Here is a 20,476-nt window from a genome sequence, read left to right on the forward strand (position 1 = left end):
AAGCAAAGGTAGTGAAGAGAATGAACTTCCATCTCTTGCGCTAATCCGAGTGCTCGCGCTGCTATTTATAAGCATGGTTGCCATATTTCTTTTATATTCTTATTTTTCTTAATATGTTTTCCTTATTCAATGCCCCCTGTATTATCTGGCGTATATGTTGCATAAACTAGTTTCTATAAAAGGGGGGACTAGAGTGGATGCGTTCAAACAATGGAATCTTCCACAGCCACAATCTAAAATGACAAACGTCTTGTTAGAAGAGTTAGTGGAAAGAAAAAATGCTGAAATACAGTTTAATGGAAAATCTCAATTTTATGGGTATGTTCTTTCATGTTTACTTTTAGGTATAGGCGGCCTATTCTGGTACGAGCTAGAAAAGAACTCATCTTTATTTGTAAATGGGTTCTCCCCGTCATTGATGCCATTTTTTATGTTGATGGTTAGTTTGAGTATAGTAGCATATTTTCAATTAAGAAAGATTGCAAAAAAATGCAAAAAGGCCGAGGAAGAATTTGAATCTTTAAGATTGGAGATATTAGACCGAAGTGATGAACTGTTTGAAGGACAATTACAGTGGCAAAATCGTCATGCTGTTTTTAAGTATTTGAAAGATCAACATGGAATTAACCTTTATTACAAGTGAACTTTATCTTTGTTCAGGACAACCGAAAAATAAATATTGTTCAATTTGGAAATGATTTCCGTTAATAGAAAGCGCATCTTCTGCAAACATTTCAATTTTACCGAAGGCAACAGTATCTTTAAGTTTTGGGCAGAAAACTTCTACGGGCATACCTAAACGACGGTTGAAATCCAAATCTTCATTACGTAACAATGATTTGGTTTTAAGTTTGTTTATCATAGATCCATCATCTCCGTTTTATTGTTTCCGTCCCAATTGGTCTGGTTATGCTTTAATCTTACCTCAAAAAGACTGAATCTTCAAGCAATTAAAAAGCCCAATTTACGGAAGAAATCGCCTCAATATCACATGAATTTCTCATTTAGAAGGATATTATCTTTGAAATGTGGTATTAATTAAGAGTAATGATCTTACAAAGAGGTGATAGCAGTGTATGTACGTAGTGCAATGAAACCAATTAGAGAAACTGTTTATGTGAATCATGACACAAAGTTGGATGAAACCCTGAAATTATTGAAGGAACGTGAAATTGATGGTGTCCCCGTTATCCAGGGAACGAAATATGTTGGTATCGTTACTTTTAATCGCATTTACAAAGCGTTTTTCAAAAGTGATGCAACAGATAAAGAAATGTTTCTTAAGGAAACCAATGCAGGGGATATTGCTTTCCAAAAAAATGTTACGGTTGATCAGGAGGAAGTGTTTGAGAATACGCTCCTTTTAGCAAAAAATGCACCACTTGTAGCCGTGGTTGATCAAAAGGAAGATTTCATTGGAATCATTACTAGATCAGATATACTTGATCAATTCCAAAGTGCTTTTGGTATGAGAAAGCCGGGAATTCGAATTGCCTTTGCATCTTCTGAAACAGAGGGAAGAATTGCAAGACTAGCTAAAATAGCAAAGAGTTTTCATGAAAATATTATTTCCCTCTCTACTTTTGACGAGTCAAACCAAAATGTACGAAGGATTGTAATGAAGATCGAGAAAAAAGAAAATATCGATCAATTTATTGCAAAACTTGAACAGAATGGATTTAAAGTACTCGATATTAAAGAAGTATGAGAGATTAGTACCCATAAAGCCTCCTACTCTTACATACGTTAGAGTGGGGGGTTTTACTATGCCGCTTCTCTTGATAAGGGTTATGACAATATTTTGTTTACTGTATTTAGCTGAAAGTAACTTGAATTTAAAAAGTATGACCTTTACTGATTTAATGTTAAACAGTGCGCGCTATGGTTTTGGAGCGATTTGTTTTTTATTTGGATTTTTAGTCGTGGCAAGAGTAATCAGGGAGCATGTAGAGAGCTTTCTTGCATTCGGAATCAAAAACAAAGCTCACCTTATAACGTTCTGCATTGAAGCTAGTTTGTTAATTGGCGTATACTGGGTATTGTTTCAAAATAATAAGTGGTTATCTCTAGCTTCCCTCGTGATGGCATTTATATATGGTGGTTTGTCTGCTAATATAAGGGCTGCAAGAGAAGTGAAACGCTTTCAGAGGAGCAATGAAACATGAACTATATCATTGGGATCTTTTTGGCAGGTGTACTGTTATTAATTTATATGTGGGTTGAAGCTCATCTAAATCGAGTCCACACGAAGGAACTTTACATTAAACAACTACCAAAAAGCTTTGAATCATTTCGGATTTTTTTCATTTCAGATTTACACAATCGATTGGTTTCTGAGAAAATTTTAGAAAAGGTGAGAGATCAGGTTGATATTGTAATAATAGGTGGAGACGTAATGGAAAAAGGGGTATCTTTTGATAAGGTTGCTAAAAACATGAGGAATCTTAGCGCTCTCGCCCCTTGTTATTTCGTTTGGGGGAATAACGATTATGAAGAAAATCCTGCAAAGCTACAAAAAATTCTAGTTGATCACGGAATCCACATCTTAAAAAACCAGGCAGAAACGGTAATGAAAAATAATGATGGAATAAGTTTATTAGGAATTGATGACCTTTCAACAGAAAACGCTTCACTTCAGGAAGCGCTTAATGGAGCGTCAGAAGACCTTAAGATCCTGGTTAGTCATAACCCGGACATTAAACAAGGTTGGCCAGAAGAGAGTGGGATTCAATTGATTTTATCCGGACATACTCATGGAGGTCAGATTCGACTGTTTGGATGGGGGATAAGAGAAAAAGGTGGAATTAAGAATATTAATGGGACAACCGTAGTAATCAGCAATGGATATGGCACTACAACTTTACCGTTAAGATTGATGGCGCCAGCTGAGTCACATATTTTTATATTAAAAAGGAAATAAATACAAAAAAACAAAGCGACGCTTATACAAAGTTTACACAAACATCATTCACCCTTTATACTAGGTGTGATAATGGCTGTATTAGAGGGGAAGATGACTATGTCTGCAGGTAAGTATAATATTAAAGCGGTCTCGAAAAAATTAGGTATTCAACCCGGGACCTTGAGGGCATGGGAAAGGCGTTATAATATTATTTCTCCAATAAGAAATGAAGCTGGTCATCGTCTTTATTCGGAAGAGCATATGTCAATATTAAAATGGCTGGTCCAAAAAACAACGCAAGGCTTTACAATTAGTCAGGCCGTTGAATTGCTTGAGAATGGAAATGATTCATCAGATACAGATAGTATGGGCACTGATATGGTTCAGGATAGGGCTCAAATCTTAGCTGATGAAATCCTTGAAGCCCTTTTAGCTTTTGATGAGAATAAAGCGCAAGATTTGTTGAACCAGGCTTTCTCTGTCTTCAGTATAGATAAAGTTGTTCATGATATATTGGCTAAACTACTTGTGAGGGTTGGAGACCTATGGGAAAATGACAAAATAACAATAGCGCATGAGCATTTTACTACCGCTTTTCTTCGTTCTAGAATCGGTATGATTTTCCATACGCTTCCTGTCGATGGGTACCTCCCAAAAGTAATGGCTGTTTGCTCAACTGGTGAATACCATGAGCTTGGATTATTAATTTTCACTCTGTATCTTAGACGGAAAGGGTTCGAAGTCATTTACCTCGGATCGAGCATACCAGAAGAGGATATTGAGATCGTCGTAGAAGATACTGACCCCAAAATTCTGTTTCTATCATGCACGTTGATGACGAATTTACCGAGGTGTCTAGGTATGATTGATCGATTGAACCAACGTTTCTCTGAATTAACCATTGGAGTTGGTGGTTCAGCTATTGGACATTTACGTGATGAAAAGAGACAGGCTTACGAACCGTTTTTAGTTGGAAATAATAAAGAAGAATGGGATGCCTGGATCAAAGATAAAATTCAAAAGCTTACTACTTAGTTGAAAGTGGACATGACTTGTCTAAGCTTCCTTTGACAGTGTAAACTAGAAGAATATCGTCAACCAAGAACCATCTTTGTATTATCACATATAGTATGAATAAAGGATTTGCGGGTGACAGACGGTAGGGGGGAATTAGATGCGTCTTGAACGTTTAGCATATGATAAAATAAAAATATTTCTAACTTATGACGATTTAAATGAGCGTGGAATTACGAAAGAAGAGCTCTGGCAGGACGTACCGAAAGTTCATAGGCTTTTTCGTGAGATGATCATGGAAGCTGATGATGAACTTGGATTTAAAGTCGATGGTCCTATCGCTGTAGAAGTATTTTCACTTCCTGCTCAGGGAATGGTAGTCATTGTCACAAAAGGTTCCGGTGAGAGTGAATTTGAAGAGGACTACAACGATGAGTATATTGAAATGCAAGTGACCCTTGATGAAAGCGATGAAGTTTTCTATGAGTTTCGTTCTTTTGAAGATGTGATTGGTCTTTCGAAAAGATTGATCAATGTGGGTATACAAGGAGGAACACTTTATTCCTATCAAAACCATTTTTATCTTAAGTTTGATGAAGAGGAATTTGCAGAGTATGAATTAGATTCTCTAGTCGCTTTACTGGCTGAATTTGGGAATCCTTCCACAATTACAAGCTACCGGGTGATGGAATACGGCAAACAGATTATGAAGACAACTGCAATCGAGCAGTTAAATCATTATTTCAAATAAGGTTCTGGAGGCTATCTGTATCATTCCAATTTGATTCTTAACATTCGAAATGATTCAGTTATTGCTTTCTTGAACACGAAAAAACCTCCCAAAGGAGGTTTTTTTAGGTGAGCAGGGATTTAGATGAAGATTTGTCGTTTTCCCACGCTTTAATGAAATATTCTTTATTGTTGTATTTCATGAAATCTTCTTGATTATATATGGTTGGAAAAGCTCTTTCAACGGAGAGGTGTTGCGTTCGATGCGCAAGAAGAGCTTCTCTTACGGGATTTATATGGTCACTTGAGAATGATTTCATCAATGTAATCGAATCATCAGGGTCAGAAAAAGCAGGATGGCCTGTTTCATCAGCTAATGACTGTGGGAAGGTAGTGTAGTATAATTCCTTCACAATGTTTGTTTCTTGTACTGCCTGGAGTGTTGCAGCTTGAATCGCTTTATGGTCAGGATGCCCTGATAATCCATGGGGTGGAAAGGTGATGACAACGTCAGGTTTAACTTCTTTGATTCGGTTGATTACATCATTTTTAAGCACAGTTGGAGGCAAAGAATTTAACTTCCCGTCCTGATATTCACCGATATATAATTCATCGATGCCAAGTAGCTTAGAAGCTTTTTCAAGTTCTTTCCGTCGAACGGATGCGAGTTCTTCGGAGCGACAAATAGCTGGTTCGCCGCATTTACCAGCGTCACCAGGTGTTGCACTATATAAAACGGTTTTAATATCTTTTTTGTTCGCTAACTCTAATAATGTTCCTCCGCAAGTAAAGCTCTCATCATCAGGGTGAGCGAAGACAAACATAAATGTTTGAGACATAAGGGCATTTCCTTTCATAAATAAGATTACTGCCAGTATACAAAAAGTAAAAGACTTTTTTCCAATAATATTATTTATCGATGGTCATTAGGGATAACATAGTGTTCGAAAAACATGGTATGATGAGAGAAGTTTTGATTAGTTCCACTCGATTAACTATCGAATATAATGACATACATAAATGTAGCCCAGGAGGTATAAAGAATGAAAGTTGGAGTACTTTATGGAGGAACCTCTGCAGAAAGAGAAGTTTCTTTATCTAGCGGAAAAGGAATTATGAGAGCTCTAAAAAATAACGGTCATGAAGTAGTTGGAATTGACTTCCATCCAGATCGCTTAGCTGAAGTAATGGATCTTGATGTAGACATTGTTTTTATTGGTCTTCATGGTAAGTATGGGGAAGATGGTAGAATTCAAGGTTTACTCGATATGCTACAAATTCCTTATGTAGGATCCGGAGTACTTGGATCTGCCGTTGCGATGGACAAAGCAAAAAGTAAGAAAGTACTAAGAGATTCAGGCATTCGCCTTGCTCAAGATTTCGTTCTTCATAAATCGCATGACCACCGTTCTTTGGAATTACCTTTTGGATATCCAGTTGTTGTAAAACCAAACAGTGAGGGCTCAACGATAGGCTTAACAATTGCTAAGAACGAAGCAGAGCTTCAGCAGGGGATTGAAGAGGCATTTCGATTTGATGATACTGTAATCCTTGAGGAATTTATTTCTGGCACAGAAGTGACTGTTGCCGTAATGGGAGCTAAAGGTGATGTTAAGCCACTTCCAGTCGTAGAGATTGTTCCGAAAAATGAATACTATGATTATGAATCGAAGTATTCTGAAGGTGGAAGCGAGCATATTGTCCCTGCACGTATATCGTCTGATTATACGACACTTATCCAAGAGCAGTCGATAGTGGCACATGAACTGCTTGGTTGTGAGACGTATTCTCGAGTAGACTATATTGTGCCGAATGATGGATCGAATCCTGTTTTTCTCGAAGTAAATACATTGCCAGGTATGACACCGACAAGCTTGTTTCCTGACGCGGCTAAAGAGATTGGATATTCCTATGAACAGATGATTGAAAACCTTATTCAATTAGGATTAAAAAAATAGTAAAAGGAGAGACCTCACAAATTGTGAGGTCTTCTTTTTAATTGACATGACTACGCCCTTACTTGGTAAGCGTTTTCATTACTATGGAACAATTTGCATAAATGTAGCATGAATGCCTTCTCATAGCTTACCTAAACGTGTATACTATGTTTTGAAAGCAGAGCAATGGAACATTCTATAAACAACATATGAACTTTAACAATTAAAATCGAATAGGCTATGCTTCATTTAGCCTAAAAAGTACAAAAACAGCAAAGTAAGTGCACAGTAATGGGAGGTAAAGCAATGGTCGACAAAAACGAAACAGATAATGGACAAGGAAATAAGAAGAAACGGAACGTATTAGAGTCGACGCAATCAGTCATTCACGAAGCGCTGGACAAATTAGGCTATCCGAGCGAAGTTTATGAACTATTAAAGGAACCAATGAGATTAATGACAGTTCGGATTCCAATTCGAATGGATGATGGTTCTATAAAAATATTCACTGGGTATCGTGCGCAGCACAATGATTCTGTTGGACCCACTAAAGGTGGGGTTCGCTTCCATCCAGATGTGACAGAAACAGAAGTTAAAGCGCTATCTGTTTGGATGAGCCTTAAAGCAGGGATTGTAGATCTTCCTTATGGAGGAGGTAAAGGTGGAATTATTTGTGATCCGCGTGAGATGTCTTTTAGAGAACTAGAACGATTGAGTCGAGGGTATGTAAGAGCAATTAGTCAAATTGTAGGTCCAACAAAAGATATACCTGCACCAGATGTATTTACGAACTCTCAAATTATGGCCTGGATGATGGATGAGTATAGTCGAATTAGAGAATTTGATTCTCCTGGATTTATTACTGGTAAACCTCTCGTATTAGGTGGTTCTCATGGTCGTGAATCCGCCACCGCGAAAGGCGTTACCATTTGTATTCGCGAAGCTGCTAAGAAAAAGGATATCAAAATAGAAGGTGCACGTGTCGTTATTCAAGGTTTTGGAAATGCGGGTAGTTTTCTAGCGAAATTCATGCACGATGCGGGTGCTAAGATTGTAGGAATATCAGATGCATATGGAGCTCTTCATGATCCTGAAGGTCTTGACATTGACTACTTATTAGACCGACGTGATAGTTTTGGAACAGTTACAAAGCTCTTTAAAGAAACAATTAGCAACAAGGAGCTTCTTGAACTTGACTGTGATATTCTTGTTCCAGCTGCTATTGAGAATCAAATTACGGAAGACAACGCACATCAAATTAAAGCAAGTATTGTTGTGGAAGCAGCGAACGGTCCTACAACGATTGAAGCTACAAAAATTTTAACGGATCGTGGTATTTTACTCGTACCAGATGTTCTTGCAAGTTCTGGTGGTGTAACGGTATCTTATTTTGAGTGGGTACAAAACAACCAGGGTTACTACTGGACAGAAGAAGAGGTAGAAGCGAAGCTTGAAAAAGTAATGGTAAACGCTTTTAATTCAATTTACCGAACTTCTGAAACGCGTCGCGTTGATATGAGACTATCAGCATATATGGTCGGCGTGCGTAAAATGGCTGAAGCCTCTAGATTTAGAGGATGGATATAAATAGTTGCCAATCCGATGAAAATTCCCTATCATTCAGGTAGGGAATTTTTCTATTGCAAAGAGTAGAATAATAAAAAGAAATGTTCCATTTCTTATGGATAGGTTCGGGAGTGAGTGAGATGAGAGAAGAACAAGTGGTTGTCATTGGCGCAGGTCCTTGTGGAATGTCTGCGGCAATTGAATTAATGAATGAGGGATACGATCCTCTAATTATCGAAAAAAGGAAATATCGTGAATGCTATTTATCATTATCCAACGCATCAAACATTTTTTAGTTCAAGTGAAAAGCTTGAAATTGGTGAAGTACCTTTCATAATTGAAGAGCGGAAGCCAAAACGAAATCAGGCCCTTGCTTATTATCGGGACGTTGCTAAAAGAAAAGATCTTCGTATTCATTCCTTTGAAAAAGCAAATTTGATAACAAAGGAGAATGGTGCATTTATTATTGAAACGGAGAAAGTGCACGAATCCAAAAAAAATAACATACCGCGCACAGCATTTAATCATTGCAACAGGATATTATGATAGTCCTAACTTTATGGGTATTAAAGGAGAAGACCTCGATAAGGTTTTGCACTACTTTAAAGAGCCGCACCCTTATTTTGACCAGGATATTGTAGTGATAGGCGGTAAAAACTCAGCAGTTGACGCAGCATTAGAGCTTGAAAAAGCTGGGGCAAGGGTTACGATTCTTTATAGAGGAGCGGAATATTCAAAAAGTGTAAAACCATGGATTTTACCGGAATTTGAAGCTCTCGTTAGAAATAAGAAAGTGACAATGGAGTTTAATGCTTCATTAGTGGAAGTGAAAGAAAAAGAAGTCGTATATGAAGTGAAGGGTGAACAGAAGAGCATACCGAATGATTTTGTATTCGCAATGACCGGTTATCATCCTGATCATTCATTTTTGACAAAAATCGGTATAGAAATCGATCAACAAAGCGGGCGACCTGCTTTTGATCAAGATACGATGGAGACAAATGTAGAGAATTGTTATATTGCTGGCGTGATTGCCGCTGGAAATAACGCCAATGAGATCTTTATTGAGAATGGCAGGCTACACGGTGCATTAATAGCTCAGTCAATTATAGGAAAAGCACAAAAACCTACCAATTAAGGTAGGTTTTTGTGCTTTTAACAATCAAGGAAGGTCTCTGTTTCATCATCGTAAAAAGAAATTGTGTAATTCCTTGGGGTCTTCTGTTGCTTCGAGTGCAACGAGTAATTTCAAACGCGCTTTTTGTCCATTTAATCCGTTAGAGAAAATTACTCCATGTTCTTTTAAATGCTTGCCACCGCCTTTATAACCATAAACATCTTGTACAATGCCATTAAAACACCTAGAAACCATGACGATGGCGATTCCTTTTTCTCTTAGATGTTTGATTCCCTCCATCATATCCGGTGGTAAATTCCCCTGTCCAAGCGCTTCTATTACGATGCCATTAATGCCAATTTCTCCAGCAGCAAATAGTAGCTGTGAATCCATCCCTGCATAAGCCTTTAGAAGGATGACATTTTTCGTTAGTCCAGAAATATGATAGCGGTCTCTCATCGTTAAAGTATGGTGAAAGAAGACACGTTGTTTTGTTACGATCCCGATAGGGCCATATTGAGGACTTTGAAAAGTTGAAACATTACTCGTATGCGTTTTTGTCACATTTTTTGCCGTATGTATTTCATCGTTCAACACAACAAGCACGCCTTTTCCTTTTGCTTCATGGCAAGAAGCTACTTTTATGGATGAGAGAAGATTATAAGGTCCATCAGAGCCAAGCTCATTGCTTGAGCGCATCGCACCTGTTACGACGACAGGCAGATCTGTTTGCAGAACAAGATCTAGAAGGTAAGCCGTCTCTTCTAGTGTGTCGGTTCCATGCGTTATGACCACTCCGCTGATGTGTTCTTGTTTGATTCTAGTTTCAATCCTTTCCGCAATTGTAAACATGACCTCAGGTGTCATATGGGGGGAGGGAATGTTAATGTAATCATCAATAATAACGTCATTTCCAATTAGTAATTCGCTCAGTGTTGCATTTAGAGGATTTTCTTTACCTGGGCTAACAGCACCAGAGTTCTTATTTTCCTCCATAGCGATAGTTCCTCCGGTATGAATGATCAATAGCTTGCTCATTGCGTCACCTCATTGTTTTCCTAATAATTGTTTCCTTACATAAAGTAACATGATACGATTATAAAAGTATAGGTATGACTGATCCTGCTTAAAAATGAGGTTCAGGATAGAAATGGGGAAAGCCTATGTTAGCAGCAATAACTGCTGGAATAGCACCAGGCATTGCGCTTCTTTGTTTTTTTTTATTTGAAACAACATCAGTATGAATCTGAGCCAATAGGCCCGGTTGTACGAAGTTTTGTGTTTGGTGCTATGCTAGTATTTCCAGTAATGGTGATTCAGCATGGTTTTGAGGTCGAAAACTTCTTGCAATCACCATTCAGTCAAGCGTACTTGATGTCTGGACTGCTTGAAGAATTTCTAAAATGGTTTATTTTCTATTTTACTGTATACATCCATATAGAGTTTCATGAGTTTTATGATGGGATTGTTTATGGTGTTGCTATCTCACTAGGATTTGCATCTGTTGAAAATGTCTTTTATCTTTTTGCATATGGCATTCAAGAAGCATGGTGGAGAGCGCTTCTTCCTGTTTCAAGCCACGCTTTATTTGGCTTAATTATGGGTTCTTATCTTGGAAGGGGAAAATTCTCATTGCAAAATAAGATTGGAAAGTGGATTTCTCTATCTCTTTTCGTTCCATTTTTGTTTCACGGAACATATAATTATTTAGTTCTTCAGGTGAACAGCAATACCATCTATTTAATGATTCCATTTGTGCTTGTTCTATGGTTTATAGGTGTAAGGAAAATCAAGGCTGCAAACCTTAATCAAGCAGAATTAATGGAAACGAAAGAAAACATGCCAATATGATAACAGTTTGAAAGATGCCGAAAAGGCATCTTTTTTGTTTTGTATAAAATACCTTCTGATACAAAAACTACACCTATGAAAACAGAATGATCAGGGAGGTCCACATCATGAGAAAGACAGTTCTTATTCTAAAAATCCCTCTAATAATTGGTCTGGTCTGTGCACCGCTTGTCATGGTATTTGATATGGAGAATCGAGCAGATGCATTTTCTAACCAAATCATCCAGAAGGGTGCAACAGGCAATGATGTCATTGAACTTCAAGCACGCTTAAAGCATATGGGGTTCTATACAGGCTCAATTGACGGCGTATTTGGATGGGGGACTTATTGGGCGGTTAGAAACTTTCAGTATGAATTTGGAATGGATGTTGATGGACTAGTTGGTCCTGAAATGAAAGCAAAGTTAAACAAGTCTACGAAGTATGATCCTTCCATTCAACAGCAGGTGAATAGTGGCAAAAGTCCTAATGTTTCACAATCAAATCAAAATAATCAAACGAATAAGCCAAAAGACTCAACTACTCAGGCGAAAAACGTGCCGTCCGGTTATTCCCAGAACGACATTAAGCTGCTTGCAAACGCAGTCTATGGTGAGTCAAGGGGGGAACCTTACGAAGGTCAGGTTGCGGTAGCCGCGGTCATACTAAACCGTGTTCAAAGTGCTTCATTTCCAAACACAGTTTCAGGAGTGATTTTTGAACCGAGAGCTTTTACGGCCGTCTCAGATGGACAAATATGGCTTACTCCAAATGAAAGAGCGAAAGAAGCTGTGATTGATGCAATAAACGGATGGGACCCAACTGGGGAAGCATTGTATTATTTCAATCCAAACACGGCAACTTCTGGATGGATTTGGACAAGGCCGCAAATCAAACAAATTGGTAAGCATATATTCTGTGAATAGTGGAGGTGGTTAAAATGATTCGTTCGATTTTAATTGGTGCGCTCGCAGTAGGCGTTGCTGGAACTAGCTACTGGGGGTACAAGGAACATCAAGAAAAAAATGCCGTGTTAATTAATGCGGAAAACACGTATCAGCGTGCTTTCCATGACTTAAACTTTCATATCCATGCACTAGAGGAGAAGATAGGGTCGACATTGGCGATGAACTCCCGTGGCAGTCTATCACCTGCCCTTGCAGAGGTATGGCGTTTAACGTCTGAAGCTCAAAATGATGTTGGACAACTCCCGCTAACGCTAATGCCTTTTAATAAAACGGAAGAATTTTTAACAAACATAGGTTCATTTAGTTATCGTGTAGCTGTACGTGATCTTGATGAAAACCCTCTGTCAGATGAAGAATATAAAACATTGAAGGAATTGCATAGTCATTCTACAGATATTAAAAATGAACTGAGAAAAGTGCAGGCGATGGTCATTGATCATAACTTACGTTGGATGGATGTGGAGCTTGCTCTAGCTTCAGAAACACAGGCTGAAGATAACACGATTATTGATGGATTTAAAACAGTTGATAAACAAGTGGAAGGGTATAGTGAAGTAAACTGGGGACCTGAGATTACTCAATTAAATGAAAAGAAAGAAAACCTGGACAAAAATATAGTCGGGAAAAAACTGACTGAAAAAGAAGCAAAGGAACATGTAATTGACTTTCTGGATCTTGATCCTAAAGCAAGCATTGATATAACGACTACTGGGGAGAAGTCAAAATACAAAGCCTATAGTTTATCAATTGAAGAGCCAGATTCGAAATCTAGTATCAATCTAGATGTTACAAAAAAAGGGGCAAAACCAATCTGGATTTTGATGGATAGAAAAATAGGAGATCAGAAGCTTAGTCTAAATGAAGCCGCTGATCGAGCAAGAGCATTTCTAAAAGAGCATGATATAACAAATATGAGCATTTCAGAAAGTAGTCAATATGATCGAGTAGGTGTATTTACTTTTGTATACAATCAGGAAGACGTTTTAATTTATCCAGATGCTGTTCATATTAAAGTTGCGCTTGATAATGGTGATATTTCCGGCTATGAATCCTTAGAGTATTTAACAAATCACCATGAAAGAACTTTGGACTCCCCAACTATTTCCAGGGATCAAGCGTTAGAACAAGTGAATCCAAATGTTCAAATAATGGAAGAAGGATTAGGTGTCATTCAAAACGATCTTGGAGAAGAAGTATTATGCTATGAGTTTATGGGTACGATTGATAATGAAACGTATCGCATTTTTATTAACGCATCTAACGAAAGAGAAGAAAGAGTTGAAAAAATGGACGGTACCGAAATGAATTACGATACCCTATGAGAGGAGCGAATGTATGGCGAGAATGGAACAATTATTAATAAAACTCATCGTCATTCAATTTGTTTTTCTTATTATTTCTCAAGTTCTTCTAACTCAAGAAGAGTTTCGTATCTATCTAAGCAAAGCGATTTATTATGAAGGTGTGCTAAAGGATATGCCTCCCCTGATTAGACGCCAATAGTGAATAGACCGATAAAATGTCTTGTGTTATGATAAATATGACATTTTGGTCGTACTGAGGAAAGCAGGTTCTCCTGCTTTTTTTGTACGTTAAATTGTCATTTATATGATCTAATTCGGATGGATGAATGGAATTTGGAGGCAATAATAATATGAACAAGCGAATAAATATAGCAATCGACGGTCCAGCAGGGGCCGGTAAGAGTACAGTTGCAAGAAAAGTAGCAGATAACCTATCTTTCCTTTATATTGATACAGGCGCAATGTATCGTGCATTAACGTATAAAGCTATTGAGAAGGACATTGATTTAGAGAATGGTCCTCTTCTTAAAGCCCTTCTAGATGATACAGTGATCGACCTACAAGTTGGTGAAAGTGAACAGCTTGTCTTGGTTGATAACATGGACGTAACAACAGATATACGTTCTTATGCTGTCACGAACAATGTTTCCTTTGTAGCAAGACAAAGTGAAGTAAGATTAGAAATGGTAAAGAGACAAAAGATGTTAGCTGATCGTGGAGGCGTTGTAATGGATGGACGTGATATCGGTACACATGTTCTTCCTGAGTCAGAGCTTAAAGTATTCTTAAGTGCTTCTGTAGAAGAAAGAGCCACGCGACGATATAATGAACTTATTGGAAACGGGACTGAAGCGGATTATGACCGTATCAAGGATGAGATTGCTTTAAGAGATAAGCGTGACACTGAGCGAGAAGTAGCCCCTCTTGTAAAAGCGGACGATGCCATAGAAATTGATACTACGAAGATGACAATTTCTGAAGTAGTGGACCAAATTTTACAATTAGCAAAAGAAAGGGCATGATCAAGTGAGCTTATACGGAGTAGGAAAAGGCTTATTTCATTTTTATTTCAAGGTATTCAATCGTGTAACAGTTGTTGGTCGTGAGAATATACCCAAAGACAAAGGGATTCTTCTTTGCTCAAATCATATTAATAACCTTGATCCGCCGCTAGTAGGTGCCATGTTTCCTAGAGATGTTCATTTTATGGCTAAATCAGAATTGTTTACCATTCCGGTACTAGGTAAATTGATTCATAAGGTTGGGGCTTTTCCGGTAAAACGAGGAATGAGTGATAAACAAGCTCTAAGAAGTGGAATGAAATTTTTGAAAGATGGCGGTGTTGTCGGCTTGTTTCCGGAAGGTACGAGAAGCAAAGATGGCGAATTAGGCGAGGGGCTTTCTGGAGCAGGTTTTTTTGCATTACGTCCAGAAGTGATGGTCGTACCGTGCGCAATTAAAGGATCTTATAAACCGTTTGGCCGCTTGAAAATCGTGTACGGAAAACCAGTTGACTTATCGCCGCTTCGTGAAGAACAGGGAGCAGCTAAAAAAGCCACTCAAGCTATCATGAAAGAAATTCAAGATCTTATTGAAATTCATCATAAATAATTCGATATTGTTAAAAAATTTAAATAAATGTGTCAGGATACTTGACAAATCCGTCATTTTTAGTGAAAGTTAGAGGAAAGGGTGCTTAACTTTTCAATAAATTTCTTTCGCTATAAGTGGAAGACTTTTATAAATCATATCGAAAAGTTTTATTTCTTTTGGATTGAAGGAGGAGTTTGTCAATGGGTGAAGAGATGAATCAGGAAATGACTGAGTTCAAATCATTCGAAATCGGAGAAGTGGTGACAGGTAAGATCTCCAAGGTTGAAGAAAAACATGCATCAGTAGATGTAGGTTTTAAAGTTGATGGAGTGCTGCCAATCAGCGAACTGTCAAGCCTTCACGTCGAAAAGGTTAGCGACGTGCTCTCAGAAGGTGATGAAATAGAAGTTAAAGTAATCAAAGTTTCTGAAGATGAGCTAGTGCTTTCTAAGAAAGCAGTCGAAGCTGATCAAGCCTGGGATGCTCTACAGGAGAAGTATGAAAACTCCGTTGCATTTGATGTTGAAATTGCAGACGTAGTTAAGGGCGGCCTTGTGGTTGACCTTGGTGTTCGCGGATTTATCCCGGCTTCTCTTGTAGAAAGACATTATGTTGAAGATTTCTCAGATTACAAAGGCAAAAACCTGAGCGTTAAGATTGTGGAATTTGATCCAGAGAAAGCAAAAGTGATCCTGTCACATCGTGCTGTTCTTGAGCAAGAGGCGGATCATAAGAAACAAGAAACGCTAGCATCTCTTCAAGCAGGACAAGTTGTCGAAGGGACAGTTCAACGTTTAACCGATTTCGGTGCTTTTGTAGATATCGGTGGAGTGGATGGCCTCGTTCATATTTCACAGATGGCTCATCATCGTGTTGAAACCCCATCTGAAGTTGTAACAGAAGGTCAACAAGTGAATGTTAAAATTCTTTCTGTTGATCGTGACAACGAACGTATTTCACTATCCATTAAAGAAACACTCCCGGGACCGTGGGAAGAAGTAAAAGGAAAACTTAGTACTGGAGATGAAATCGAAGGCACAGTGAAGCGTTTAGTTAGCTTCGGTGCATTCGTAGAAGTTGCTCCGGGTGTAGAAGGGCTTGTTCATATTTCAGAAATCTCGAACAAGCATATAGGAACTCCTCAAGAAGTTCTTTCAGAGGGAGAAACAGTTCGAGTGAAGATTTTGGATGTTAATCTTGATGAAAAGAGAATCTCATTAAGCATCAAAGTCCTCGAAACTGAACAAGTATCAAATGAAGTTGAAGAATATCAAAAAGAAAGTGACGGCAACTCGCCATTCTCTCTTGGAGATATGATCGGTGATCAGCTTAAAAAGTACAAATAAGTAAATGAAATCCTCTCTGCATTCATGCAGAGAGGATTTTTTTTGATTTTTTAGATAGAAGGAAACGTATTAATCCTGTCCATTTCGTTTTCGAGCTTGGTCTGGTCCTTCAAGCATTGCTGCTCCATTATGCGAAAGCGACTGATCACGATCAGACTCAACTCGTTTCGATTTCTTAAGTTTTCTTTCCTGTCGATCTTTTCCCATCATTTAGCCTCCCTTCAACTGAACCTTTTCTTATCATGAAAAAAAGCTTCGAAAGTTATTCATTTACATTTTTTAAGTCTATCTCTCATGAAAACGTCCCATACTGATCATAATGAGAGGAGGTAACGGAGTGGATGGGGCGATTTTTATTTGGTTTGTATGGATGGGAGTTGTCATCACAGTCTTTTTTCAAAAGCCATCTTTAGAAAGGACTGGGTCAGCGTTCTTAATGTTAGTGGCAATATGTGTCGTGAATAAAACCGTCATCCTGATGGGTTTTTCTGTAGCTGTTTTACTATTGCTTGCCTATGTTTGTGGATATCTCCTCTGGATAAAGAACGGTGTAAGAACGGTATACGCCATGATATTACTCATTATGTTAACAGCAGCTTATACTTCGATTCAGTTATTTGCCATATATGATCCTGTTTTTACTTACTTGTATACGAAGTGGTCGGTTGCCGCAATTCTTTTTATTATTATTCATCTAACACTGAATGGTTTTGCAGAGAGATGTTCGTTATTAATTCTTAGTATCGTTCATGGTGAGGTTATCTTAACAATGATTTTTCGAGGAATGGGTTTTGAGCGAACTGCTGGCGAGTTAGCTTCCTTCGATGTAATGGCCATTTCGATTATGGCAACATGGATCTGGTCCTCCTTTGTGAAATTAACAGTTCTTCTAGAGAAAACTGTCAAAAAACATCAAGAAAGACGGGGATATTCATGAATGAGTATACAATACCAATTGTATTTGGCGTGATAGCTGGTACGCTTGCGAGAATTTATATGTTTCGAACAGATTATAGGCAATACCCTACTTATCCACATGGTATGATTATACATCTCGCGCTTGGTTTTATTGCAGCTTCACTCGGGGCGCTCGTCGTTCCATCAATTATGGAGCAAGAATTTACAGCGGTGACATTCCTAACCCTAGCTGCATCGCAATTTCGGGAAGTACGCAATATGGAAAGAAAAACATTAACTGAAATGGATTCACTAGAGCTTGTCCCTCGTGGAGCGTCCTATATAGAAGGAATAGCTGTAACCTTTGAAGGGAGAAATTATTTAGTCATTTTCATTTCATTTGTCACGTCATTTGCTTATCTTGCAATAAATGTTTGGGCTGGATTAGTTGCTGCATTTCTTGCTTTTTTAGTAGCCAAAAAATACATGACTGGAAGTAAACTCGGAAAAATTGCGAATATTGAACAAAAAGAAGTTAAATTTGAAGGTGCAGGGCTATACGTTGATAACATCTATATTATGAATATTGGCATACCAGCGAGACAAAAAGAAATTTTAGAACATGGACTTGGATTTACGATTTCTCCAAAGAATTTTGATGCGCGAATGACGATTGGTAACCTCGGACAAAGACAAGCCATCCTTCATGACCTTGCTATATCTCTTGGAGTATACCGGGATTCAGGAACGCCTGCATTAGTACCATTAATTAAACGAGATTTGGACGATGGTCGAATTGGAGTTTTTATTCTACCTCAAAATAGAAGCGTGGATCTTGCCATGAAAGTCATTTCTCAAGTACCAACTCTTGAAAATGCGATAAGGATGCCTACGGAAACGAAGAAAAAAGGAAGTGACTCATCATGACTATTGAGAAAGCGATACTTGCAACTGTTACACTATCATTAGCACAGGCCCCCGTAGGAGCGAATGTGTTTGTATGTGAATCTCAAGATGAAATGGACGGCGTAGCCGCTGATCTTGAAGCTATACTAGATGGAATTGCTCATAAATTGAGCAATGGTGTTTATATTATTGTGAAGCATTAGCAAGTTTTCGAAGAGAAGTTACCAAGTTTCATTTGATCGTCTGTTGTTCATTGGTTGCTTTTTTGATAAGATATAAAAGCTATCGAAGACTATGCCCTTCTTATAGAGGAGGGTTTTTTACAATGAACTCCTGGAAAGTTTGTCCACGACTTTCTGGTTTCAAGCTTAGATAGTCTTTTAGAAAGGGCGTGCATAAAATGACAAAACCAGTTGTCGCAATAGTAGGTCGACCGAATGTTGGGAAATCGACCATTTTTAATCGTATAGTAGGAGAAAGAGTATCGATTGTAGAAGATACTCCAGGAGTAACAAGAGATCGTATTTATAGCAAAGGTGAATGGCTGAATCGTGAATTTAATATCATAGATACAGGTGGTATTGAAATAGGTGACGAACCATTTCTTTCTCAAATTCGTTATCAGGCAGAAATTGCAATAGACGAGGCGGACGTTATTATTTTCATGGTTAACGGAAGAGATGGCATCTCGAATGCGGATGAAGAGGTTGCAAAAATTCTTTATCGTTCCAATAAACCTGTTGTATTAGCTGTAAATAAAGTAGATAATCCTGAACAGCAAACGTTGATTTATGATTTCTATGCTTTAGGATTTGGAACTCCATTTGGTATTTCAGGTTCACATGGTCTTGGATTAGGTGATCTTTTAGATGAAGTCTTTAAATCATTCCCTGAAGTAGCAGAAGAAGAATATGACGAAGGAACGATTAAATTCTCATTAATTGGTCGTCCGAATGTTGGAAAATCATCGCTTGTTAATACGATTTTAGGAGAAGAGCGAGTGATTGTAAGTGATATTGCTGGTACAACTCGCGATGCTATTGACTCCATGTTTACTCGTGATGAACAGGATTATGTCATTATTGATACTGCTGGCATGAGAAAGCGTGGAAAAATTTATGAAACGACTGAGAAGTACAGCGTTCTTCGTGCAATGCGTGGGATTGAACGATCTGACGTCGTTTTAGTTGTGATTGATGGAGAAGAAGGCATTATCGAGCAAGACAAAAAAGTGGCGGGGTATGCTCATGAAGCTGGTAAAGCCATTGTTATTGTCGTAAACAAATGGGACGCAGTTGAGAAAAACGATAAGACGATGAGAGAATTTGAACAAAAAATTCGTGATCATTTCTTATTCCTTAGCTATGCACCGATTGTGTTCTTATCTGCCAAAACAAAGCAACGTCTTCATACATTGTTACCAGTTGTTAACACTGTAGCTGATAACCATGCCCTTCGTGTGAAAACGAATGTTTTGAATGAATTAATTATGGATTCCGTTGCAATGAATCCAACACCAACAGACAATGGGAAGCGCTTGAAAATTAACTATGCGACGCAAGTGGCTGTTAAGCCGCCTACCATCGTATTATTTGTTAATGATCCGGAACTGCTTCATTTCTCTTACAAACGCTTTTTAGAGAATCGTATTCGTGAAACATTTGGTTTCCAGGGGACTCCTTTACGAATTCTTGCACGTAGAAAAAGCGAATAATTAAGCTTGTTTCATTCGGGGGAACCTTGCTAATACAAAGGGGGAAATGAGATGATCGCGATCCTGATTTGCATTGCTGCTTACTTGCTAGGATCAATTAGTTTTAGTTATTTAATTGCAAAAGTCGTGAAGAAAATAGATATTAGAGATCACGGAAGTGGCAATGCAGGAGCGACAAATACACTTCGAGTGCTAGGGACTGGCCCAGCGATTGCTGTTCTTGCACTTGATGTAATAAAAGGCATACTTGCCGTCTGGTTAGGGTATTGGTTCACTAGTGAACCAATCGTTCCTTTCCTTGCGGGAATTTGTGCTATCTTAGGTCATAACTGGCCAATCTTTTTTGGATTTCGCGGAGGGAAAGGCGTTGCTACTACGATAGGAGTATTCGCAACAATTGCGTTTTTTCCAGCACTTTATGCTGGTATCATCGCTATTATTGCTATTGTAGTAACGAGATTTGTTTCTCTTGGTTCATTGATTTTTGTAGTATTAACTCCAGCGTTTATTTTCTTACTTGGAGGGAATCCAGCTTCATATATTTTGTTAGGGACGATTCTAGCGATTCTTTCTGTCTGGAGACATCGAACAAATGTAAAGCGACTGTTCTCTGGTACTGAAAGCAAGCTCGGTCAAAAGGTCGAGCAGTAAGG

Annotated in this window: 23 protein-coding genes and 2 pseudogenes; 21 read left to right on the forward strand and 4 right to left on the reverse strand. The window is 38.3% G+C overall.

Going from position 1 to position 20,476, the window contains the following annotated elements:
- The first annotated feature begins 193 nt into the window (after positions 1-193).
- Positions 194-643, forward strand: coding sequence for a DUF2663 family protein (locus tag ACIFPW_RS17380; RefSeq protein ID WP_194221961.1), 450 nt, complete (start codon positions 194-196; stop codon positions 641-643).
- Between the two features lie 3 nt (positions 644-646).
- On the opposite strand, the gene ACIFPW_RS17385 is transcribed toward ACIFPW_RS17380, so the two are convergent.
- Positions 647-862: a hypothetical protein gene (locus ACIFPW_RS17385; RefSeq protein ID WP_226613832.1), complete on the reverse strand. Its 216-nt coding sequence runs from the start codon at positions 860-862 to the stop codon at positions 647-649.
- A 210-nt stretch (positions 863-1,072) separates the two neighbouring features.
- Between ACIFPW_RS17385 and ACIFPW_RS17390 the strand changes: the two genes are divergently transcribed.
- The 5 genes from ACIFPW_RS17390 (at position 1,073) to ACIFPW_RS17410 (ending at position 4,667) form a co-directional block, all read left to right on the forward strand.
- On the forward strand, positions 1,073-1,708 hold the full coding sequence (locus ACIFPW_RS17390) for a CBS domain-containing protein (RefSeq protein WP_430246170.1): 636 nt from the start codon (positions 1,073-1,075) through the stop codon (positions 1,706-1,708).
- A 58-nt stretch (positions 1,709-1,766) separates the two neighbouring features.
- Positions 1,767-2,165 (forward strand): hypothetical protein, encoded by a 399-nt coding sequence (locus tag ACIFPW_RS17395; RefSeq protein ID WP_430246172.1) that lies wholly within the window; start codon positions 1,767-1,769, stop codon positions 2,163-2,165.
- On the forward strand, positions 2,162-2,920 hold the full coding sequence (locus ACIFPW_RS17400; RefSeq protein WP_430246174.1) for a metallophosphoesterase: 759 nt from the start codon (positions 2,162-2,164) through the stop codon (positions 2,918-2,920). Before ACIFPW_RS17395 ends, ACIFPW_RS17400 begins: the two co-directional genes overlap by 4 nt.
- A 93-nt stretch (positions 2,921-3,013) precedes the next feature.
- Positions 3,014-3,937, forward strand: a complete 924-nt coding sequence (locus tag ACIFPW_RS17405) for a MerR family transcriptional regulator (protein ID WP_194222323.1) — start codon at positions 3,014-3,016, stop codon at positions 3,935-3,937.
- 139 nt (positions 3,938-4,076) lie between these two features.
- A complete protein-coding gene (locus ACIFPW_RS17410) occupies positions 4,077-4,667 on the forward strand; it encodes a genetic competence negative regulator (protein WP_194221956.1) in 591 nt (196 codons plus the stop codon).
- A 103-nt stretch (positions 4,668-4,770) separates the two neighbouring features.
- On the opposite strand, the gene ACIFPW_RS17415 is transcribed toward ACIFPW_RS17410, so the two are convergent.
- On the reverse strand, positions 4,771-5,484 hold the full coding sequence (locus tag ACIFPW_RS17415; protein ID WP_430246177.1) for a PIG-L deacetylase family protein: 714 nt from the start codon (positions 5,482-5,484) through the stop codon (positions 4,771-4,773).
- Between the two features lie 204 nt (positions 5,485-5,688).
- On the opposite strand from ACIFPW_RS17415, the gene ACIFPW_RS17420 reads away from it, so the two are divergent.
- The 3 genes and pseudogenes from ACIFPW_RS17420 to ACIFPW_RS17430 all read left to right on the forward strand — a co-directional run bounded on the left by ACIFPW_RS17420 (position 5,689) and on the right by ACIFPW_RS17430 (position 9,286).
- A complete protein-coding gene (locus ACIFPW_RS17420) occupies positions 5,689-6,603 on the forward strand; it encodes a D-alanine--D-alanine ligase family protein (RefSeq protein ID WP_430246179.1) in 915 nt (304 codons plus the stop codon).
- A 285-nt stretch (positions 6,604-6,888) separates the two neighbouring features.
- Entirely contained in the window at positions 6,889-8,169 is a 1,281-nt protein-coding gene (locus ACIFPW_RS17425; RefSeq protein WP_194221953.1) for a Glu/Leu/Phe/Val family dehydrogenase, read from the forward strand.
- A gap of 119 nt (positions 8,170-8,288) precedes the next feature.
- Positions 8,289-9,286, forward strand: a pseudogene (locus ACIFPW_RS17430) (YpdA family putative bacillithiol disulfide reductase).
- Between the two features lie 45 nt (positions 9,287-9,331).
- Here ACIFPW_RS17430 and ACIFPW_RS17435 read toward each other — a convergent pair.
- Positions 9,332-10,303 carry an asparaginase gene (locus ACIFPW_RS17435; protein WP_430246181.1) on the reverse strand — a complete coding sequence of 324 codons (972 nt, stop codon included), beginning with the start codon at positions 10,301-10,303 and terminating at the stop codon, positions 9,332-9,334.
- 125 nt (positions 10,304-10,428) lie between these two features.
- Here ACIFPW_RS17435 and prsW point away from each other — a divergent pair.
- The 7 genes and pseudogenes from prsW to rpsA all read left to right on the forward strand — a co-directional run bounded on the left by prsW (position 10,429) and on the right by rpsA (position 16,306).
- A pseudogene (gene prsW, locus ACIFPW_RS17440) lies at positions 10,429-11,116 on the forward strand (glutamic-type intramembrane protease PrsW).
- A 173-nt stretch (positions 11,117-11,289) separates the two neighbouring features.
- A complete protein-coding gene (sleB, locus tag ACIFPW_RS17445; RefSeq protein ID WP_430246220.1) occupies positions 11,290-12,021 on the forward strand; it encodes a spore cortex-lytic enzyme in 732 nt (243 codons plus the stop codon).
- Between the two features lie 14 nt (positions 12,022-12,035).
- Positions 12,036-13,385 carry a germination protein YpeB gene (ypeB, locus tag ACIFPW_RS17450; protein WP_430246183.1) on the forward strand — a complete coding sequence of 450 codons (1,350 nt, stop codon included), beginning with the start codon at positions 12,036-12,038 and terminating at the stop codon, positions 13,383-13,385.
- A gap of 13 nt (positions 13,386-13,398) precedes the next feature.
- Positions 13,399-13,566, forward strand: coding sequence for a DUF5359 family protein (locus ACIFPW_RS17455; RefSeq protein ID WP_194221947.1), 168 nt, complete (start codon positions 13,399-13,401; stop codon positions 13,564-13,566).
- A 151-nt stretch (positions 13,567-13,717) separates the two neighbouring features.
- Positions 13,718-14,389 (forward strand): (d)CMP kinase, encoded by a 672-nt coding sequence (cmk, locus tag ACIFPW_RS17460; protein WP_194221946.1) that lies wholly within the window; start codon positions 13,718-13,720, stop codon positions 14,387-14,389.
- A gap of 4 nt (positions 14,390-14,393) precedes the next feature.
- Positions 14,394-14,978 carry a lysophospholipid acyltransferase family protein gene (locus ACIFPW_RS17465; protein ID WP_430246185.1) on the forward strand — a complete coding sequence of 195 codons (585 nt, stop codon included), beginning with the start codon at positions 14,394-14,396 and terminating at the stop codon, positions 14,976-14,978.
- 182 nt (positions 14,979-15,160) lie between these two features.
- A complete protein-coding gene (gene rpsA / locus ACIFPW_RS17470) occupies positions 15,161-16,306 on the forward strand; it encodes a 30S ribosomal protein S1 (RefSeq protein WP_226613796.1) in 1,146 nt (381 codons plus the stop codon).
- A gap of 69 nt (positions 16,307-16,375) precedes the next feature.
- Here the strand turns inward: rpsA and ACIFPW_RS17475 are convergent, their stop codons facing one another.
- Positions 16,376-16,513 carry a YpzI family protein gene (locus ACIFPW_RS17475; RefSeq protein ID WP_430246187.1) on the reverse strand — a complete coding sequence of 46 codons (138 nt, stop codon included), beginning with the start codon at positions 16,511-16,513 and terminating at the stop codon, positions 16,376-16,378.
- A 130-nt stretch (positions 16,514-16,643) separates the two neighbouring features.
- Here ACIFPW_RS17475 and ACIFPW_RS17480 point away from each other — a divergent pair, with 130 nt between their 5' ends.
- From ACIFPW_RS17480 to plsY, 5 genes are all read left to right on the forward strand, one after another.
- Positions 16,644-17,243, forward strand: coding sequence for a YphA family membrane protein (locus ACIFPW_RS17480; protein ID WP_430246190.1), 600 nt, complete (start codon positions 16,644-16,646; stop codon positions 17,241-17,243).
- Positions 17,240-18,130: a YIEGIA family protein gene (locus tag ACIFPW_RS17485; protein WP_430246192.1), complete on the forward strand. Its 891-nt coding sequence runs from the start codon at positions 17,240-17,242 to the stop codon at positions 18,128-18,130. Before ACIFPW_RS17480 ends, ACIFPW_RS17485 begins: the two co-directional genes overlap by 4 nt.
- On the forward strand, positions 18,127-18,312 hold the full coding sequence (locus ACIFPW_RS17490) for a capping complex subunit for YIEGIA (RefSeq protein ID WP_226613787.1): 186 nt from the start codon (positions 18,127-18,129) through the stop codon (positions 18,310-18,312). Before ACIFPW_RS17485 ends, ACIFPW_RS17490 begins: the two co-directional genes overlap by 4 nt.
- A 197-nt stretch (positions 18,313-18,509) precedes the next feature.
- Positions 18,510-19,823, forward strand: a complete 1,314-nt coding sequence (gene der / locus ACIFPW_RS17495; RefSeq protein ID WP_430246194.1) for a ribosome biogenesis GTPase Der — start codon at positions 18,510-18,512, stop codon at positions 19,821-19,823.
- A 51-nt stretch (positions 19,824-19,874) separates the two neighbouring features.
- Positions 19,875-20,474 (forward strand): glycerol-3-phosphate 1-O-acyltransferase PlsY, encoded by a 600-nt coding sequence (gene plsY, locus ACIFPW_RS17500; protein WP_283154049.1) that lies wholly within the window; start codon positions 19,875-19,877, stop codon positions 20,472-20,474.
- The last annotated feature ends 2 nt before the right edge of the window (positions 20,475-20,476 follow it).

Origin of the sequence: Pseudalkalibacillus sp. NRS-1564, from assembly GCF_050467905.1 — a bacterium.
Lineage (GTDB): Bacteria > Bacillota > Bacilli > Bacillales > Guptibacillaceae > Guptibacillus > Guptibacillus hwajinpoensis_B.

Excerpts from the sequence above, each read along its gene's own strand:
- ACIFPW_RS17385 (WP_226613832.1), bottom strand. The coding sequence starts at position 862 with ATGATAAACAAACTTAAAACCAAATCATTGTTACGTAATGAAGATTTG.
- ACIFPW_RS17395 (WP_430246172.1), top strand. The coding sequence starts at position 1,767 with ATGCCGCTTCTCTTGATAAGGGTTATGACAATATTTTGTTTACTGTAT.
- ACIFPW_RS17400 (WP_430246174.1), top strand. The coding sequence starts at position 2,162 with ATGAACTATATCATTGGGATCTTTTTGGCAGGTGTACTGTTATTAATT.
- ACIFPW_RS17405 (WP_194222323.1), top strand. The coding sequence starts at position 3,014 with ATGACTATGTCTGCAGGTAAGTATAATATTAAAGCGGTCTCGAAAAAA.
- ACIFPW_RS17410 (WP_194221956.1), top strand. The coding sequence starts at position 4,077 with ATGCGTCTTGAACGTTTAGCATATGATAAAATAAAAATATTTCTAACT.
- ACIFPW_RS17415 (WP_430246177.1), bottom strand. The coding sequence starts at position 5,484 with ATGTCTCAAACATTTATGTTTGTCTTCGCTCACCCTGATGATGAGAGC.
- ACIFPW_RS17420 (WP_430246179.1), top strand. The coding sequence starts at position 5,689 with ATGAAAGTTGGAGTACTTTATGGAGGAACCTCTGCAGAAAGAGAAGTT.
- ACIFPW_RS17425 (WP_194221953.1), top strand. The coding sequence starts at position 6,889 with ATGGTCGACAAAAACGAAACAGATAATGGACAAGGAAATAAGAAGAAA.
- ACIFPW_RS17435 (WP_430246181.1), bottom strand. The coding sequence starts at position 10,303 with ATGAGCAAGCTATTGATCATTCATACCGGAGGAACTATCGCTATGGAG.
- sleB (WP_430246220.1), top strand. The coding sequence starts at position 11,290 with ATGGTATTTGATATGGAGAATCGAGCAGATGCATTTTCTAACCAAATC.
- ypeB (WP_430246183.1), top strand. The coding sequence starts at position 12,036 with ATGATTCGTTCGATTTTAATTGGTGCGCTCGCAGTAGGCGTTGCTGGA.
- ACIFPW_RS17455 (WP_194221947.1), top strand. The coding sequence starts at position 13,399 with ATGGCGAGAATGGAACAATTATTAATAAAACTCATCGTCATTCAATTT.
- cmk (WP_194221946.1), top strand. The coding sequence starts at position 13,718 with ATGAACAAGCGAATAAATATAGCAATCGACGGTCCAGCAGGGGCCGGT.
- rpsA (WP_226613796.1), top strand. The coding sequence starts at position 15,161 with ATGGGTGAAGAGATGAATCAGGAAATGACTGAGTTCAAATCATTCGAA.
- ACIFPW_RS17475 (WP_430246187.1), bottom strand. The coding sequence starts at position 16,513 with ATGGGAAAAGATCGACAGGAAAGAAAACTTAAGAAATCGAAACGAGTT.
- ACIFPW_RS17485 (WP_430246192.1), top strand. The coding sequence starts at position 17,240 with ATGAATGAGTATACAATACCAATTGTATTTGGCGTGATAGCTGGTACG.
- ACIFPW_RS17490 (WP_226613787.1), top strand. The coding sequence starts at position 18,127 with ATGACTATTGAGAAAGCGATACTTGCAACTGTTACACTATCATTAGCA.
- der (WP_430246194.1), top strand. The coding sequence starts at position 18,510 with ATGACAAAACCAGTTGTCGCAATAGTAGGTCGACCGAATGTTGGGAAA.
- plsY (WP_283154049.1), top strand. The coding sequence starts at position 19,875 with ATGATCGCGATCCTGATTTGCATTGCTGCTTACTTGCTAGGATCAATT.